This is a genomic window from Leucobacter luti (genome assembly GCF_004217175.1).
Classification (GTDB): domain Bacteria; phylum Actinomycetota; class Actinomycetes; order Actinomycetales; family Microbacteriaceae; genus Leucobacter; species Leucobacter luti.
This window is the reverse complement of sequence record NZ_SHKI01000003.1, coordinates 487,182-502,628: the sequence shown is the minus strand read 5'-3', so window position 1 is coordinate 502,628 and position 15,447 is coordinate 487,182. Positions and strand designations below refer to the sequence as shown.

Sequence of the window (15,447 nt, the reverse complement as noted above, 5' to 3'; positions counted from 1 at the left end):
GCGGATCGCTGAAGTGGCGCGACCTCGCGGCCGCTCAGTGGGTACAACCCATCCTAGGCGTGGCCTATTCCTGAGAGGGCGTCTCGTCGCTGGGTACCGTCTGTGCGTCGGTGTCCGCGTCGGTATCGGTGTCCGCGGCGCGGCGCTTCCGGCGCACGCTGCGCCAGATTCCAAACCCGAGCAGGAGTGCGGCGAGCACCCCGAGCGTCCACAGCCCGATCGTCTCGACGGAGCTTCGGATCGTGATTGGCAGTGTGCCCGTGTAGACCGTCGGCTCCCCCGAATCGGCTGAAACGCTCACGACAAGACCGGACTCGCCCGACGAGACGCGGCTGCGCACCGGGACGAGGATCCGCTGGTTCGCTTCGGCGGGCACAGCAATCTCCGTGAAGTCCCGCTCGGTCAGGGCGAGCGCTGCGGAGGCGGGATCGACTCGCACCCGCACGTTCGCGTCGAACGGGAGCGAGTTGTGGAGCTGCACGGGCACGCGCGTGGAGATCCCCACGAGCTGGGTGTGCTCGGTGCTGATCGCGTGCACCCCCTCGAGCAGCTCCGCGTCGCGCTTGCGGTACGAGCCGGCGACCTCCGTGAAGTCGACCCCGGGAGCGGCGAACCGGGTGGCGAACAGCTCGAGCAGTCTGGTGCGCTGGTAGCCACTCAGGTACTCGGGGTGCACCAGGACCGCGCCGAGCTCGTTCACTGAGGTCTCGCGGCTCGCGGCGGAGCGGAGCAACTCGCGCCGGTCCTCCAGGGTGTCCCCCGCGCGCAGGGTTGCCGAGCCGGCGGGCAACTCGGCGACGGGTGCCGCCGTCACCCAGTCGAACGCGGCGATCTGATCAATGAATGCATCGGGCTCGGCGGCGTCCGCGACCGTGCCGCGATCGAGGCCGAGAAGAAGACCGCCGGATCCGCCCTCCGCCGCGAGAGCGGTGAGCGCGGCGAAGCGCGCGAGGCCAGCCGCCCGATCGGCATCCCGGGTCCCCCCGATTGCCGCGCGGGCGGCCGCGCCCAGGGCCGAATCGGTGATGAGGGCGGAGCCGGACCCGAGCTCGGCCCGCGGGGCGGTCGCGTCGGCCACGTTCGCGGAATCGAGCACCACGGTGGTGATCCCGCTTGCCTCGAGCAGATCAAGCGTCGCCTGATCGACCGCGCCCTCTGCGGGCCAGGCCGCGGACAGTGCGTCAGGCCACGCGAGCAGCTCGCTCAGCGTCGGGAGCGACACCGGCTCGGCAGGGCCGTCCCCGGTGTCGGCACTGTCTCCAGCATCGGCACTGTCACCGGTGGAGTCGGCGCCGGCGTCGGGTGCCGCGGGCGCCTCGGTGGTCGCCGCGTCCGCGTCCGCGTCGGCCCCGACGGCGTCCGCGGTGGGTGAGTCACCGTCCGTACCGGGCTCGGCGGCGGCCGGGAACGTACCGAAGCGCGAGACGAAGTCGAAGCTGGTGGGCGCGAGGAGCTTGGTGTATCCGAGTGCGGCCTGGGCGGCGGGGTCCGCATCAGCGAACTGCAGGAGGAACGTGGGGAGCGCGAGCGTCTCCATGCGCGCGAGCAGCCGGAGCGAGTTCTCGGGCGCGGCGGAGCCGTAGGCGCGGATCCCCGAGATAATGCGGGGATCGATTGCGAGCGTGGCCTGGGTGGTGCGCGCCGCGGTGAGGAGGCGATCCCAGCCGGGGGTCAGATCCTCAAGCTCCCGCCTCGTGGGGAGCGTGTGAATATCGGTGGGGAGCACCAGCGGGATGATCGCGCCGAGCTGAACGGTGGGCACGGGCGCGGCGCTGGGGCTCTCGCTGTCTGGGGGAACCGCTGCCCCGGAATCCGGCGTGCCATCGGCCGCGGGAGTCGGTTCGGGCGTCGTCCCCTCGGGCACGACGGGGTCCGCGGATGCGGGGGCTGGGCTGTGCCACACGACGGGCACCGTCGCGGTCAGCGAGTGCGCGGTGTCGAGCTCCAGCGCGCTCCCCGCGCCGGCGGCACCGCCGTCGGGCGTTGCCGCGGCGTCCGCGGCGTCGCCGTCGCCGTCAGCGCCGGTGTCTTGCTGCAGTGCGGCCTGCAGCAGATGGACGCCGAATAGTGCGGTGTCAGCGAGCGGGATCTGGGACCGGGCGACCGTGAGCGTGACTGTGCGCTCGTCTCCCGCGGGGATCGCGCCGATCGCCGATTCAGCGACGATCGGGTCGCCGCTCGCAAGCTCTCCCTGCAGCCCCTCGGCGTCGCTCACCGGCGCGGTCCCAAAGCGCAGCTCGAGGGTGCCGCCGGGCAGCTCTGACGAGCCGGAGTTGCTCACGACCACGTCAACCTCGACCTCCGCCGTGTCGGCGCGAAGCACTGGATCCCGCGGCGCGACGGTGAGCGTCGCAACGGGCCGCGCGGTCGCGGCGGTGGCGGCCGGAAGCGCGGTGGCCGGCGCGGCGGCGGCGCTGAGTCCGCCAGCGGCCATGCCGAGCACCAGCAGAGCCGCGAGAAGCCCGCGGGAACGGGGAGCGAGAGCCATGCGCACCAGTTTAGGGACCGGCTCTGGGATCGTGGCCCAGGTACCCTTATTGGATGCACTCCCTCGTCGACTCGATGGCCGCGCTGCGCGCCCTCGCCGCCACACCCCCCGTCGCGACGCTCGCCGAAGCGTTCTCAGCGCGCGGACACGAATTCGCGCTCGTGGGCGGCCCCGTCCGAGACGCACTGCTCGGCCGTGCGGTCACCGATCTTGACTTCACCACCTCCGCGCGGCCCGACGAAACGCGGGCAATTCTCGACGAGCTCACCACCAGCGTGTGGGATGTCGGCCGGGATTTCGGGACGATCGCGGCACGGGTACACGGGGAAGTCGTTGAGATCACCACGTATCGCGCCGAGATCTATCGCGACGACTCGCGCAAGCCCACGGTGAGCTACGGTGACACGATCGAGGGCGACCTCGTCCGCCGCGACTTCACGATCAACGCGCTCGCGCTCATGCTCCCCGAACTGCGGCTTGTTGACGTCTCCGGCGGGGTCGAAGACCTCGTCGCGCGGCGCATTCACACGCCCGGCGCGCCGGCGGCGTCATTTACCGACGACCCGCTGCGGATGCTGCGCGCCGCGCGCTTCGCCGCGCAGCTCGGCTTCGAGGTCTCGGCCGACACGCAGGAAGCGATGGCCCAGTTCGCTGAGCGCCTCGACATCATCTCGGCGGAGCGGGTGCGCGACGAACTGGTGAAGCTGCTCGGCACGCGTGACCCGGTGCCGGGGATCCGGCTGCTCGTGGACACGGGCCTCGCGGAGCGGTTCCTGCCCGAGCTCACGGCGCTGCGCGCCACCCAGGATGATCACGGCCGACACAAGGACGTCTACGAGCACAGCCTCACCGTGCTGCAGCAGGCGATCAGCCTCGAACTCGAGCGCCGCGCGCCGCAGACCGTCTCCCCCGATCTCGTGCTCCGCCTTGCCGCGCTGCTGCACGACATCGGCAAGCCCGCGACCCGCCGGTTTGAGCGCGGCGGCGTGACCTTCCACCACCACGACCTGGTCGGGGCGAAGCTCGCAAAGAAGCGACTGCGGGAGCTGCGCTTTGACAACGACACCGTGAAGCGCGTGGCGCGCCTGATCGAGCTGCACCTGCGGTTCTTCGGCTACAGCGACCAGCCGTGGACCGATTCTGCCGTGCGCCGCTACGTGCGCGACGCGGGGGACGAGCTCGCCCAGCTGCACATTCTCACCCGCGCGGACGTGACGACTCGCAACCGCCGCAAGGCCGAGCGGCTGGAGCACGCCTACGACGACATCGAACGGCGCATCGAGGAGCTCGCGGCGGCAGAGGAGCTCGCGGCGGTGCGGCCCGAGCTCGACGGCGCGCAGATCATGGCCATCCTGGGGATCCCGCCGGGGCCGCTCGTGGGCCGCGCGTACAAGCACCTGCTCGACGTGCGGCTTGACGAGGGCCCGATTGGCGAGGCCGCGGCAGAGCTGCGCTTGCGGGAGTGGTTTGCGGAGCAGGCGGAAGCGTGAGCGAGATGAACGAGGGGTTCGAGAGTATGAGTGAGACCGACGCGCAGGCCGTAGCACAGGATCCAACGCGCTGGTTTGCGGGAACGCCGCGCGTCATGTTCGTGCACGCGCACCCCGACGACGAGACGATCTCGACCGGCGGCACGCTCGCCGGCCTGGCCCAGGCCGGGCTTGAGCCCCTGCTCGTCACCCTCACCCGCGGTGAGCGCGGCGAGGTGGTGGCCGGTCCGTTCAGCCAGTTGCAGGGCACCGATGGGCTCGCCCCGCACCGGCAGGCCGAGCTCGCGGCCGCCCTGTTCATGCTCGGCCTTGAGCGGCACGCGTTCCTCGGGGTGCCGCCGGCCCGCGCGGAGGGACTCACCCCGACGATCTACGAGGACTCCGGCATGGTCTGGGGGCCGGACGGTCGGGCGACGGCCGGGCCCGACGCGAGCCGGGACGCACTGACCCGCGCCCCGGCGGTTGAGGCGCTCAACGATCTGCTCGCCGCGGCCCACGACGCCGGAGCTGGGGCGATCGTGAGCTACGACGATGGCGGCGGGTACGGCCACCCGGATCACGTCTTCGCCCACCGGCTGGCCCGCGCCGTCGCCCACGCGCTCGGACTGCCCTTCTGGGAGATCGTCGCCGAGCCCGAGCTCGAGGGCGACGCCGCACCCGGGGCGGCGGACGCGGCGACCGAGCGGCACGACGTGTCGCCCTGGTTCGACCGCAAGATTGCCGCGCTCCGCGCGCACGCCACGCAGCTCACCGTTGACGGCGAGGAGATCGTGCACGTGGGCGGGCAGCGCCAGCCGATCGAGCGGTGGGAGACCTTCCGGCACCGGGCCGGGGCGCTCCCCTCGGCCGGCGCCGCGGAGCAGCCGGAGTAGAGTGATACGTCGGGCGCGTCGCGCGTCGAACCGAAGAACAGAGGTGCAATGAGTGTGAAGGTGGCCCTCGCGGGCGTTGGCAACTGTGTGAGCTCGCTCGTTCAGGGAGTTGAGTACTACCGAGGCGCTGCGGACGATGAGCAGGTGCCCGGGCTCATGCACGTGAGGCTCGGCGGACACCACGTGTCCGACCTCGAGTTCGTCGCGGCGTTCGAGGTCGACGCGGCGAAGGTGGGCCTCGATCTGGGCGCCGCGATCTGGGCGGGGCACAACAACACGATCAAGTTCTCCGACGTGCCGGAGCTCGGCGTGACCGTGCAGCGCGGCCCCACGTACGACGGGCTTGGCGAGTACTACCGCGACGCGGTGGAGGAATCGGCCGCTGCGCCGGTGGACGTGGTGCAGGCGCTGCGGGACTCGGGCGCCGATGTGCTCGCCTGCTACCTGCCGGTCGGCAGCGACGACGCGGTGAAGTTCTACGCGCAGGCGGCCCTCGACGCCGGCGTCGCGTTCGTCAACGCCGTGCCGGTGTTCGTTGCGAGCGACCCGGAGTGGGCCGCGAAGTTTGTCGCGGCGGGCGTACCGATTGTCGGCGACGACATCAAGAGCCAGGTGGGCGCCACGATCACGCACCGCGTGCTCGCGCGGCTGATGGAGAGCCGCGGTGTCGCGCTCGACCACACCTACCAGCTCAACGTTGGCGGCAACATGGACTTCAAGAACATGCTGGAGCGGAGCCGCCTCAAGTCGAAGAAGATCTCGAAGACGCAGGCGGTCACGTCGAATCTCGACGTGAATCTCGACGCCGACGACGTCCACATCGGGCCGAGCGACCACGTGCCGTGGCTTGAAGACCGCAAGTTCGCGTTCGTGCGGCTCGAGGGCCGCGGCTTCGGCGACGTGCCGATGAGCATCGAGTACAAGCTCGAGGTGTGGGACTCCCCCAACTCGGCGGGCACCATGATCGATGCGATCCGCGTGGCGCATGTGGCGCGCGAGCGCGGCCTCGCCGGGCCCGTCGAGGCCGCATCTGCCTACTTCATGAAGTCGCCGCCCGTGCAGAAGCCGGACCACGCGGCGCGTGCCGAGCTTGAGGCATTCCTCGAGGGGCCAGCGGACTAGTCGGGCTGGCGCGCGAGCGCGGCGTACGCGGCAGTCAGCTGCGCCGCGTGCGCGTCCCAGTTCCTGCCAACGGCGTGCGTGCGGGCCGCGCGGCCGAGGCGCGCACGCAGCGCTGAGTCGCGCAGGAGCGTGGCGAGCGCCAGCGCCCACGCGCCCGGATCGCGGCCCGAGACGCGCAGCTCGGGTGCGCCCGGTTGCGCGGCCTCGAGGAGCCCGGTGTGCGCCGCCACCAGCGCGGGCGTGCCCGCGGCGGCGGCCTCGAGCGCGACGAGGCCGAACGATTCGGAGTGCGACGGCACGAGCACGACGTCGCTCGCGGCAAGCAGTTCGGCGGCGGCGGCGCGATCCTGCGCGGGGAGGAAGCGCACGCGGTCGGCGATTCCCGTGCGCGCGGCGAACTCGCGGAGTTCGCGCGCGTACCCCTCGGCACCCGGGGTGGGCTCCCCCGCAATGACCAGCTCGCACCGCCGCCACAGCTCCGGATCGCGGGCGGCGAGCGTTGCCGCGGCGCGCAGCGCGAGCTTCTGGCCCTTGAGGGGCTGGACCCGGCCGAGCACCGTGATGCGCAGCGGTGCGTCCGTTTCACGGGAAACACTCGCGGGCCTGAACAGCTCGGAGTCGACGCCGGGGTGCACAATCAGTGCCGGACGCCGGGGCGCGCCGTAGCCGGCCGTGATTGCGCGAAGCTCGCTCGCGCTGCACGCGATGACCTGCCCGGTTCCCGCGAGCGCGCGCTCGCCCGCAAGGCGCAGCGGCGGTTCCGGGCTGTCCCCCGGGGCGAGCCGCAGGTTCTTCTGTGCGGCCACCGTGTGCAGCGTGATCGCCGGATGGACCCCGCTGTGCGCGGCGAGCTTGAGCGCGGCGAGACCGCTGAGCCAGTAGTGGGCGTGGACGGCATCAAACGCCCCCTGCGCCGCGAGCGCCGCGGAGAACACGGGGACGAGCCCGGGAAGCTCCTCCTTACGCACGCGGTCCGGTCCGGCCCGCAGGGCGGTGAGGAGCGCGCCGTTCCCGAGCGACACGGTTCCGGCCGGCGCGTCCGAGCTCGCGCGGGTGAAGACGGTGACCTCGTGGCCGGCGCGAGCGAGCGCGCGTGCCGCGCCCGCGACCACCACGTTCATCCCCCCGGCGTCGCCGCTTCCCGGAACGGCTCCGGGCGAGGTGTGGAGGGAGACGAGGGCGATTCGCATGGGTGCAAGCCTACGGTTGCGCACCCAAGTCCCGGTGGCGGGGCGGAAGTGATAGGATGTTGAGGTTGTCTGTGCGCGGCGTAATCTTCGTCGCTTGCGGGCACGATGCAATAACACCCTCCTGCCACAGAAATCCTGTGGCCGTGAAGTCCGAAGGAGGTGGGTCAGTAATGCATCCGTATGAACTCATGGTGATCCTCGATCCGGGTATCGACGAGCGCACCGTGGCTCCCAGCATGGAGAAGTTCCTCGGCGTCATCCGCACTGCGGGCGGCGAGATCGAGAACGTCGACATCTGGGGCAAGCGCCGTCTCGCCTACGAGATCAACAAGCAGTCCGAGGGCATCTACGTCGTGGTGAACTTCACCGCGTCGCACGAAGCCACGGCAGAGCTCGATCGCCAGCTTGGTCTCTCCGAAGCAGTGCTCCGCACCAAGGTGCTCCGCTCCGACGAGCTCATCGCTCAGCGCGCAGCGCAGGCAAAGCACGAGCAGGCCAAGGCCGCTCGCGCCGCGAAGGTGGGCGCGTAGCTCATGGCCGGCGAGCCGCTGATCACCGTTGTCGGTAACCTCGTTGCCGACCCCGAGCCTCGCGTGAGCCAGGCCGGTAAGTCGTGGGTGACGTTCCGTATCGCCTCGACCCCGCGCGTGCGTGACCGTCAGTCGGGTGACTGGTCGGATGGCGAACCGCTGTGGCTCGGGTGTCGCGCGTACGGTGAGTACGCCGACAACATCGCCGCATCGCTCACGAAGGGCGCGCGCGTTATCGTGCAGGGCCGTCTGACGCAGCGCAGCTACACCGACAACCAGGGGCAGCAGCGCACCTCACTCGACCTTGAGGTCGAGGAGATTGGGCCGTCGCTCCGGTTCGCCACCACGCAGATCTCCCGCGGGCAGTCCCGCGGGCAGGTGGGTGGCTTCGGTGGCGGCAGCGGTCAGCCCGCCGGGCAGAGCAGCTGGGGTCAGCCCGCAGCAGCTCCGCAGCAGGAGACTCCCTGGGGCGGCCAGCCGCAGCAGGGCGGCGCCGCAGGCGCCGGTGACTTCGGCGGCGGTTTCGACGACGAGCAGCCTTTCTAGGCAGCCCTCTGCCGCTGAGCGCGGCGAGTCCCCCGTCCTTTTGGGCGGCGAGCAATAACTTTTGTCCCACGCGAAATCGGGACATCACACGAAAAGAGACCAACTATGGCAGGCAAGTCCAGCGGCGCAGGCCGCAAGCCGGGTCGCGGCAAGAACGCAAAGGTCGTCGCACCCGCCAAGAAGCAGACCGTCGGCGTCATTGATTACAAGGACGTCGCAACGCTTCGCAAGTTCATTTCCGAGCGCGGGAAGATCCGCGCCCGTCGGATCACCGGCGTGTCCGTGCAGGAGCAGCGCTTGATCGCGAAGGCCGTGAAGAACGCCCGCGAGATGGCACTCCTCCCCTACGCCGGTTCCGGCCGGTAGGGAGAACGAGAATCATGGCGAAGGTAATTCTGACGAACGAGGTCCAGGGCCTCGGTTCCGCTGGTGACGTTGTTGACGTCAAGACCGGCTACGCACGCAACTACCTCGTGCCCCAGGGCTACGGGGTGCACTGGACTCGCGGTGGCGAGGCTCAGGTTGCACAGCTCCGCGCCGCTCGCGACGCGCGTGCGCTCGCTTCGGCCGAGGACGCTCAGGCGCTCAAGGCGAAGCTCCAGGACGGCAAGATCCGCCTCCAGGCGAAGACCGGCACCGGCGGCCGCCTCTTCGGCTCAGTGAAGCCGGCTGCGGTTGCCGCGGCGGTTTCGGCAGCGGGTCTCGGCGAGATCGACAAGCGGAAGATCACGGTGCCCAGCATCAAGTCGACCGGCGAGTACAAGGCGATTGTGCACCTCCACGAGGGTGTCGACGCAACGGTGACCCTCCAGGTCATCTCGCAGCGCTAGCCGCTCGCACCCGGCACGGCGGGGTGATGATTCTCACGAATCGTCACCCCGCCGTTTCGTTTTCGGCGGAGTGAACACTCAGTGTCGGCGTGTCGTCGATTTGGTGCCGTGTCGGAGTTGACATCGCCGAAATCTCGGGGTAGTTCTCCACATGCTGCACGCCGCGAGTGGCTTCAAGGTGTACCTGAAGCTTGAATAACTTTCTCCCTGTTGAAACTATAAATGCCTGGTCAGATGCATTTTCTAGGTTTCAGTTCGGATTTCCTCCACAGCTTGTCCCCAAGCCTGTGGACAACATGTGGCTCAAAGTGGCAAGTTATGCACCGAGTTATCCACAGGCTGGATCGGGCGGTGTTTGAGGCGGGCCTCGAGTACCCGTAACGTGAATGTCTGGGGTTCGGTGTGTGATATCAGTGCCGCTGACCCACCGCATCGAAAAGGAGTGATCGAGTGTCGATCGCACACCTGGGTATTCCAGATGAGTACGTGGAGCAGGCCCCCCGCGGGCACGAACGCACGCCCCCGTACGACCTGCTCGCCGAGCAGAGCGCGCTCGGCGGCATGCTGCTCTCGAAGGACGCCGTCGCCGATGTGACGGGCCTCCTCAAGGGTGTCGACTTCTACGTGCCCAAGCACGAGGTGATCTACGAAGCGGTGCTCTCGCTCTACTCGCGGGGCGAGCCCACCGACGTGATCACCGTCACCGACGAGCTCACCAAGACGGGCGAGCTTCAGCGCGCCGGCGGGGCTGAGTACCTCCACACGGTCACTAGCATTGTCCCGACCGCCGCGAACGCCAGCTTCTACGCGGAGATCGTCGCGGAGAAGGCGCTGCTGCGCCGCCTGGTGGAGGCAGGAACCCGCATCGTGCAGATGGGCTACGCGGGCGAGGGTGAGGCAATCGACCTCGTCAACGTTGCGCAGTCGGAGATCTACGGTGTCACTGGAGAGAGCCAGGGCGAAGACTACGTCCCCCTGCACCTCGCCGTCGACGCGGCACTCGAAGAGATCAACAAGGCGAACAGTTCAGATGGCGGCATGCTCGGAGTGCCCACCGGCTTCAGCGAGCTCGACGCCATGACCAACGGCTTCGCGGGCGGCCAGATGATCATCATCGCCGCGCGACCCGCAATGGGTAAGTCGACGCTTGCGATGGACGTCGCCCGCAACGCGTCCGTGCACGCAAACGCGCCCACCGTGTTCTTCTCGCTCGAAATGGGGCGCGCGGAGATCGCGATGCGACTGCTCGCAGCCGAGGCGAGCATTCCCATGCAGACGCTCCGCAAGGGCGCCCTCGACAACCGCGACTTCCAGAAGCTCGCCGCGACGCAGGCCCGCGTGGCCGAGGCCCCGCTGTTTATTGACGACAGCCCCAACCTCACGCTCGTCGAGATCCGCGCAAAGTGCCGGCGTCTGAAGCAGCAGCACGGGCTCCGCATGGTAGTCATCGACTACCTGCAGCTGCTGTCGAGCGGCAAGAAGTCCGAGAGCCGCCAGCAAGAGGTCTCGGAGTTCTCGCGCGCGCTGAAGCTGCTCTCGAAGGAGCTCGACGTGCCGGTGATCGCGCTGTCACAGCTCAACCGAGCGTCCGAGCAGCGCGCTGACAAGATGCCGGCAATCAGCGACCTCCGTGAGTCCGGTTCGCTCGAGCAAGACGCCGATATGGTGATCCTGCTCCACCGCGAAGCCGTGGGTGATCGCGACAGCCCCCGCGCCGGCGAGGCAGACTTCATCCTCGCGAAGCAGCGTAACGGCCCCACGGGCACCGTCACCGTGGCATTCCAGGGGCACTACTCGCGCTTCCAGGACATGCCGAGCGGCCTGTAGCGCCGCCCGCGGTCGTCCGTGCCCCGCAGGCACCTCCCTGGGGGCCGAGGTAGACTGTCGCAGAACACAGAAAGGGGTGGCATGTCCGCTGCGGTAGAGGCATCAACGCGTTCGACGGCTCCCGAGTCGGGGGTGACGCGTCCGGTCCGTCTCGTCAGAGTTGCGGTGCTCCTCATCGTCGGAATGGCCATCGCTTTTTCCGCACCCATGCACGAGCAGCTGAGCTTCAACCTCGGCCTCGTCGCCGCGGGTCTCGGCGGCATTGGCGTGGCGCACCTCGTCGAGTGGTTCTCACTCCGCGGCGGCGCGCGCACCCCGGTACCGCTGCTGCTCGGCGTCGTGGCGCTCGGCGCCGCACTCGCGCTTCCGTTCACCACCGCCCCGATCGGCTTCGCCCTGGTGGTCGCGGCGTGGGCCCTGATCTCTGGCCTCCTTGAGTTCATCGGCGCCGCGGTGCGGCCCGGCACGCGCCAGGACGCCACCCTGCTCGGCAGCACGGGAGTGCTGCTCGCGCTCCTTGTCTTGTTCGTTCGCGAAGACCAGGTCGCCATCATCGGGTTCTTCGGTGCGTACGCGCTCCTCGTTGGGGTCTTCCTCGGCATCTCCGCGTTCGATACTCGGCGCTCCAGCGCGCCCGCCGCGGCGGACGCCGCGCCGGTCGCCCCGTAACTCACACACTCGCTCGACCCGAAAGCAGACGATGACTCAGAACCCCGAGCCCGCCACGCACGATTCCGTGACTCCGTCGCGCCGGGATCGCCTGCGACCGCTGGAGCTCGTCGGATTCGCGGCAGTGCTCGGCGTGTTTGCCGGGCTCGTGGTGCTGCTCACCACGCGCGATCTGCTGCTCGGCGTGATCTTCCTCGGCGTGGGCTTCGTCGTGTCCGCGGTCATGGTCGCGCTCGTGGGCCTGGGCGGCAAGCCCAGCGCTGAGGATCTTGTGGCCCGCAAGGACCTGCATCGCCCCGATGGCGACGCGAACTGGCACTAGCCGACCGCATCCGCCTGTGCCGCGCGATCATGCGCGATCCAGCGGCGTGACTTCCCGCGCGTCCAAGCGCGCGCGTCACGACTCGACAGTGCCAGCAGGATCAGGATGTCGAGCGACAGCGTGAGCAGCGTGGCTCGCAACGCGATGGTGTCACCCGTGGAGAAGTAGGTGATCGCGGCAGCGGTGATACTCAGCGCAGCCCAGAACTGGGTGAGCATCCGGGCCGTATTGCTGCCGCGCCAGAGACCGACGCCAAACAGCAGGAGCACGAGCGCCCACAGCGCCACGGCACCGATCACGATTCCGAGCACCCACACCGACGACTCGTGATCGAGATCGAACTCCGCGCGCAGCTTGGGCCACTCAACGAGGAACCCGAGAATCCAGATCACCACGCCGAGCGACCGGGCCAGCACGAGGAGAATACCGCCGGTGAGGGCTCCGGGCCGCTTGGCACTCTGCGCCGCCGGCTCCTCGGCGAGGAGTTCGCTCGCCGACTCGATCGCAATGCGCTTGCGCGGTTCACCTGACATCGTGTGCCTCGTTTCTCGGGAGCACGATGATGGGGAGATCGCCGTCCGTGCGAATGCTGTCGCCCCCGCCGTTGCGCGAGTGATAGCCGGTCGAGAAATCGTGGAGTGTGATGAGCTCCACCTCCGGGTGCGCCGCCCGCACGGAGGCGACCACGTGATCGCGCTCGATGTCGGTGTCGGCATCGATGCGGTGTGTGATTTGGAGGGTGAAGAGCGAGAAGCCAACCGCGCGGTCGAAGGTGCCGGCCGCGAGCCAGTCGACGCGCGAGCCGCCGGGGAGCAGCCAGCCGTCGGGAGTGCGCCAGAAGCGCACGTGGTGGCGCTTGGCCGGGTTTCCCTCGACCTCCTGCTGGTACGCGAAGTCCTGCATGCGGCCGAACAGGAAGAGCGGGCTGACCGGGGCGCGATCGTAGCTGCGCCGCGTCACCGTGGACACGATGATGCCCCAGGAGGAGCGCAGCGTGACGGGGTCGGCCCGCGTCCACCCGGCATCCGTGAGGATCGCGTGAAGCGCCGCCTCGTCGCCGCGCAGCGCGATGTTGATCGGGTCGCCGAGCAAGCCGTCGCTCGTCCTGGTGCGGCCGATGAAATAGTCGGGGACGTAGATCGTGGTGAGGATGCGGTGTAGCCGGGGCAGCAGCAGGTACGCCAGGAGCACCCAGAACGCGACGAAGAACAAGATCCCGAACCAGCCGATCGAGAACGTCTCCGTGAGGAGCAGCCAGGCAAGCCAGCCGGCGGCCAGGGCCGCATAAATGAAGAAGAACTGATCGAACACCGCAGACAGCGGCACGCGCCGACCCTTGCGGGGGCGAGGCTTCGGCGCAGCACACATGGTCACATCGTAGCGAGCCGTGCCCGCCCGGCGCGCGGTGTCCACGGGAAACACGCTCCAGCGGGCACCGCGCGCGCGTCTGGCTACCGCGTGAGGTAGTCGAGCAGGCGGGTGGCGTCGCCGATGTAGGTGGCCGGCGTGAGCGCGAGGAGGCGCTGCTTTGCCGCGTCACCGATCTCGAGCCCCGAAACGAACTCGCTGAGCTCGGCCTGGCCGATGCGGCGGCCGCGGGTGAGCTCCTTGAGCGCCGCGTACGGGTCTGAAATGGTTGAGCGACCGGCGGTCACCTCGGCGCGGATCACGGTCTGGATCGCCTCGCCGAGCACCTCCCAGTTCGCGTCGAGGTCGGCCGCGAGCGCCTCGGGGGCCGCGTCGATCTGGCCCAGGCCCTTCAGGATGTTGTCGAGCGCGAGCACCGAGTGGCCGAGGCCGACACCGATGTTGCGCTGCGCCGACGAATCGGTGAGATCGCGCTGCCAGCGGCTCGTGACGAGGGTCGCGGCGAGCGAGTCGAGGATCGCGTTCGACAGCTCAAGATTCGCCTCGGCGTTCTCGAAGCGGATGGGGTTCACCTTGTGCGGCATCGTCGAGGACCCGGTGGCCCCGGCGACGGGGATCTGCCGGAAGTAGCCGATGGAGATGTAGCTCCAGATATCGGTGGCAAGGTTGTGCAGGATCCGGTTCGCGTGGGCGATGCGGGTGTAGAGTTCCGCCTGCCAGTCGTGCGACTCGATCTGCGTGGTGAGGGGGTTCCAGTCGAGGCCGAGACCCTCGACGAACTCCTGCGACACCTGCGCCCAGTCGGTGTCTGGGTCAGCAGCAAGGTGCGCGGCAAAGGTGCCGGTCGCGCCCGAGAACTTGCCAAGGTATTCGTTCTCGTCGATCTGGTTGAGCTGGCGCTCAAGGCGGTACACGAACACCGCGAGCTCCTTGCCGAGCGTCGTCGGAGTGGCCGGCTGTCCGTGCGTGCGGCTCATCATCGGCAGCTCGCGGTACTCCTCGGCCTGCCGTGCAAGCTCCGCGATGACGCGCTCGAAGCGGGGGCGCCACACGTCGGCGATCGCCTGCTTGACCGTGAGCGCGTACGAGAGGTTGTTGATGTCCTCGCTGGTGCAGCACACGTGCGTGAGCTCGGCGAGGTGCCCGAGGCCCTGCGACTCGAGCCGGGCGCGCACGAGGTACTCGACTGCCTTGACGTCGTGCTGCGTGGTCTTCTCGGTCTCCGCGAGCTCGTCGATCTCGGCCTGCCCAAAATCGGCGGCCCAGGCGCGCAGCGATGCGAGCTGCTCCGCGGGAATCGGCGCACCGCCGAGCAGTGAGTGCTCGCTGAGGTAGGCGAGCCACTCAACCTCGACGTGCACGCGCGCCTTATTGAGGCCGGCCTCGGAGAGGGTGTCGCCGAGCGGCGCGACGGCGGCGAAGTAGCGGCCATCGAGCGGGCTGATGGGCTGCGGGGGCAGGGGGGTCATGGCGTCTCCGTGCGTGTCGGGGCGAGCGGCTGAGGCGTGGCGCTGCCGCCGGCACTCTCGTGCGGGCGCGCGCGATCCGCACTCATTCTCCCACGGGCGGCGGCCTCTCGGACGCGCATGACCCTGCGCCGCGCGGTGCTAGCGCCCGCGCTTCTTCCGTGTGCCGAGCAGGCTGTTCATGATGCCGGACAGGATTGAGAGCACGAGGGCTGCCAGCACCCCCCACCAGAAGCTCTCGACCTCGAGGCCGAAACCCGCGAGTCCGCTCAGCCAGGCGACCACCGCGATCATGATCCCGTTCACAATGAGCCCGAACAGGCCGAAGGTGATGATGTACAGCGGAATCGACACGAACCGCACCACGCGGCCGAGCGTGCCGTTGACGAGCCCGAACACCAGCGCCACGAGCAGCAGCGTGATCAGGTGGCCGTAATTGTCCATCTCGATGGGGGTGATCCACACCCCGTGGTCGCCGCTGCCGCCCACGATGAGGGTGGTGAGCCACAGTGCGAACGCGCTCACGAGTACTCGAATGATGGATCGCATACTGCCATTCTGTCACCCGCGGCTGGGGTGAGGCCGGTCCCCGGCCACCGGCCGGTCCGGGGCACCGCGCTCACGCCGGCCCCGGTTCGTCATCGCCCGGTCACCCCGCGGCCACCGCGCGGCCGCGTGTGGGCCCCGGGGCGGTTACCCGGGCTTGATGGAGTGGATGCGGCCCCGC

General features: G+C 69.3%; 16 protein-coding genes. 10 read left to right on the top strand and 6 right to left on the bottom strand.

Translation table 11 applies throughout. The annotated features are described in order from the left end of the window. Positions 1-64 precede the first annotated feature (64 nt). Positions 65-2,488 carry a DUF6049 family protein gene (locus EV139_RS05420; RefSeq protein ID WP_130453291.1) on the bottom strand — a complete coding sequence of 808 codons (2,424 nt, stop codon included), beginning with the start codon at positions 2,486-2,488 and terminating at the stop codon, positions 65-67. A 53-nt stretch (positions 2,489-2,541) separates the two neighbouring features. Here EV139_RS05420 and EV139_RS05415 point away from each other — a divergent pair, with 53 nt between their 5' ends. From EV139_RS05415 to EV139_RS05405, 3 genes are read left to right on the top strand one after another with little or no spacing between them, the layout of a single operon-like run. Further along, positions 2,542-3,978 (top strand): CCA tRNA nucleotidyltransferase, encoded by a 1,437-nt coding sequence (locus EV139_RS05415; RefSeq protein ID WP_130453290.1) that lies wholly within the window; start codon positions 2,542-2,544, stop codon positions 3,976-3,978. 26 nt (positions 3,979-4,004) lie between these two features. Further along, complete coding sequence (locus EV139_RS05410) at positions 4,005-4,850, top strand: PIG-L family deacetylase (protein ID WP_130453289.1); 846 nt, start codon at positions 4,005-4,007, stop codon at positions 4,848-4,850. 48 nt (positions 4,851-4,898) lie between these two features. Further along, positions 4,899-5,972 carry an inositol-3-phosphate synthase gene (locus EV139_RS05405; protein WP_130453288.1) on the top strand — a complete coding sequence of 358 codons (1,074 nt, stop codon included), beginning with the start codon at positions 4,899-4,901 and terminating at the stop codon, positions 5,970-5,972. Here EV139_RS05405 and EV139_RS05400 read toward each other — a convergent pair. Beyond that, a complete protein-coding gene (locus EV139_RS05400; RefSeq protein ID WP_130453287.1) occupies positions 5,969-7,162 on the bottom strand; it encodes a glycosyltransferase in 1,194 nt (397 codons plus the stop codon). The two genes, EV139_RS05405 and EV139_RS05400, sit on opposite strands and share 4 nt — an antisense overlap. Positions 7,163-7,332: 170 nt before the next feature. Here EV139_RS05400 and rpsF point away from each other — a divergent pair, with 170 nt between their 5' ends. From rpsF to EV139_RS05365, 7 genes are all read left to right on the top strand, one after another. Beyond that, complete coding sequence (gene rpsF / locus EV139_RS05395) at positions 7,333-7,692, top strand: 30S ribosomal protein S6 (RefSeq protein ID WP_130453286.1); 360 nt, start codon at positions 7,333-7,335, stop codon at positions 7,690-7,692. Between the two features lie 3 nt (positions 7,693-7,695). Further along, complete coding sequence (ssb, locus tag EV139_RS05390; protein WP_130453285.1) at positions 7,696-8,238, top strand: single-stranded DNA-binding protein; 543 nt, start codon at positions 7,696-7,698, stop codon at positions 8,236-8,238. Positions 8,239-8,343: 105 nt separating this feature from the next. Beyond that, positions 8,344-8,604 carry a 30S ribosomal protein S18 gene (gene rpsR / locus EV139_RS05385; protein WP_025133395.1) on the top strand — a complete coding sequence of 87 codons (261 nt, stop codon included), beginning with the start codon at positions 8,344-8,346 and terminating at the stop codon, positions 8,602-8,604. Between the two features lie 14 nt (positions 8,605-8,618). After that, a complete protein-coding gene (rplI, locus tag EV139_RS05380; RefSeq protein ID WP_130453284.1) occupies positions 8,619-9,068 on the top strand; it encodes a 50S ribosomal protein L9 in 450 nt (149 codons plus the stop codon). A 450-nt stretch (positions 9,069-9,518) separates the two neighbouring features. Next, complete coding sequence (dnaB, locus tag EV139_RS05375; RefSeq protein WP_130453283.1) at positions 9,519-10,895, top strand: replicative DNA helicase; 1,377 nt, start codon at positions 9,519-9,521, stop codon at positions 10,893-10,895. 81 nt (positions 10,896-10,976) lie between these two features. Beyond that, complete coding sequence (locus tag EV139_RS05370; protein ID WP_130453282.1) at positions 10,977-11,564, top strand: hypothetical protein; 588 nt, start codon at positions 10,977-10,979, stop codon at positions 11,562-11,564. Positions 11,565-11,595: 31 nt separating this feature from the next. Further along, positions 11,596-11,886 carry an ABC transporter ATP-binding protein gene (locus EV139_RS05365; protein ID WP_130453281.1) on the top strand — a complete coding sequence of 97 codons (291 nt, stop codon included), beginning with the start codon at positions 11,596-11,598 and terminating at the stop codon, positions 11,884-11,886. Here EV139_RS05365 and EV139_RS05360 read toward each other — a convergent pair. The 4 genes from EV139_RS05360 to EV139_RS05345 all read right to left on the bottom strand — a co-directional run bounded on the left by EV139_RS05360 (position 11,883) and on the right by EV139_RS05345 (position 15,269). After that, a complete protein-coding gene (locus EV139_RS05360; protein ID WP_130453280.1) occupies positions 11,883-12,419 on the bottom strand; it encodes a hypothetical protein in 537 nt (178 codons plus the stop codon). The genes EV139_RS05365 and EV139_RS05360 overlap by 4 nt on opposite strands. Then, entirely contained in the window at positions 12,409-13,212 is an 804-nt protein-coding gene (locus EV139_RS05355; protein WP_241988972.1) for an LssY C-terminal domain-containing protein, read from the bottom strand. Before EV139_RS05355 ends, EV139_RS05360 begins: the two co-directional genes overlap by 11 nt. A gap of 125 nt (positions 13,213-13,337) precedes the next feature. Beyond that, positions 13,338-14,723, bottom strand: a complete 1,386-nt coding sequence (purB, locus tag EV139_RS05350; protein WP_130453278.1) for an adenylosuccinate lyase — start codon at positions 14,721-14,723, stop codon at positions 13,338-13,340. A gap of 138 nt (positions 14,724-14,861) precedes the next feature. Further along, positions 14,862-15,269 carry a phage holin family protein gene (locus EV139_RS05345; RefSeq protein ID WP_130453277.1) on the bottom strand — a complete coding sequence of 136 codons (408 nt, stop codon included), beginning with the start codon at positions 15,267-15,269 and terminating at the stop codon, positions 14,862-14,864. Positions 15,270-15,447 lie beyond the last annotated feature (178 nt).

What these genes read in the sequence shown, in the direction of transcription:
- rpsF (WP_130453286.1), top strand. Translation starts at nt 7,333, where the DNA reads ATGCATCCGTATGAACTCATGGTGATCCTCGATCCGGGTATCGACGAG.
- EV139_RS05345 (WP_130453277.1), bottom strand. Translation starts at nt 15,269, where the DNA reads ATGCGATCCATCATTCGAGTACTCGTGAGCGCGTTCGCACTGTGGCTC.
- EV139_RS05370 (WP_130453282.1), top strand. Translation starts at nt 10,977, where the DNA reads ATGTCCGCTGCGGTAGAGGCATCAACGCGTTCGACGGCTCCCGAGTCG.
- EV139_RS05365 (WP_130453281.1), top strand. Translation starts at nt 11,596, where the DNA reads ATGACTCAGAACCCCGAGCCCGCCACGCACGATTCCGTGACTCCGTCG.
- rplI (WP_130453284.1), top strand. Translation starts at nt 8,619, where the DNA reads ATGGCGAAGGTAATTCTGACGAACGAGGTCCAGGGCCTCGGTTCCGCT.
- EV139_RS05360 (WP_130453280.1), bottom strand. Translation starts at nt 12,419, where the DNA reads ATGTCAGGTGAACCGCGCAAGCGCATTGCGATCGAGTCGGCGAGCGAA.
- EV139_RS05410 (WP_130453289.1), top strand. Translation starts at nt 4,005, where the DNA reads ATGAGTGAGACCGACGCGCAGGCCGTAGCACAGGATCCAACGCGCTGG.
- rpsR (WP_025133395.1), top strand. Translation starts at nt 8,344, where the DNA reads ATGGCAGGCAAGTCCAGCGGCGCAGGCCGCAAGCCGGGTCGCGGCAAG.
- EV139_RS05400 (WP_130453287.1), bottom strand. Translation starts at nt 7,162, where the DNA reads ATGCGAATCGCCCTCGTCTCCCTCCACACCTCGCCCGGAGCCGTTCCG.
- EV139_RS05420 (WP_130453291.1), bottom strand. Translation starts at nt 2,488, where the DNA reads ATGGCTCTCGCTCCCCGTTCCCGCGGGCTTCTCGCGGCTCTGCTGGTG.
- EV139_RS05405 (WP_130453288.1), top strand. Translation starts at nt 4,899, where the DNA reads ATGAGTGTGAAGGTGGCCCTCGCGGGCGTTGGCAACTGTGTGAGCTCG.
- ssb (WP_130453285.1), top strand. Translation starts at nt 7,696, where the DNA reads ATGGCCGGCGAGCCGCTGATCACCGTTGTCGGTAACCTCGTTGCCGAC.
- EV139_RS05415 (WP_130453290.1), top strand. Translation starts at nt 2,542, where the DNA reads ATGCACTCCCTCGTCGACTCGATGGCCGCGCTGCGCGCCCTCGCCGCC.
- purB (WP_130453278.1), bottom strand. Translation starts at nt 14,723, where the DNA reads ATGACCCCCCTGCCCCCGCAGCCCATCAGCCCGCTCGATGGCCGCTAC.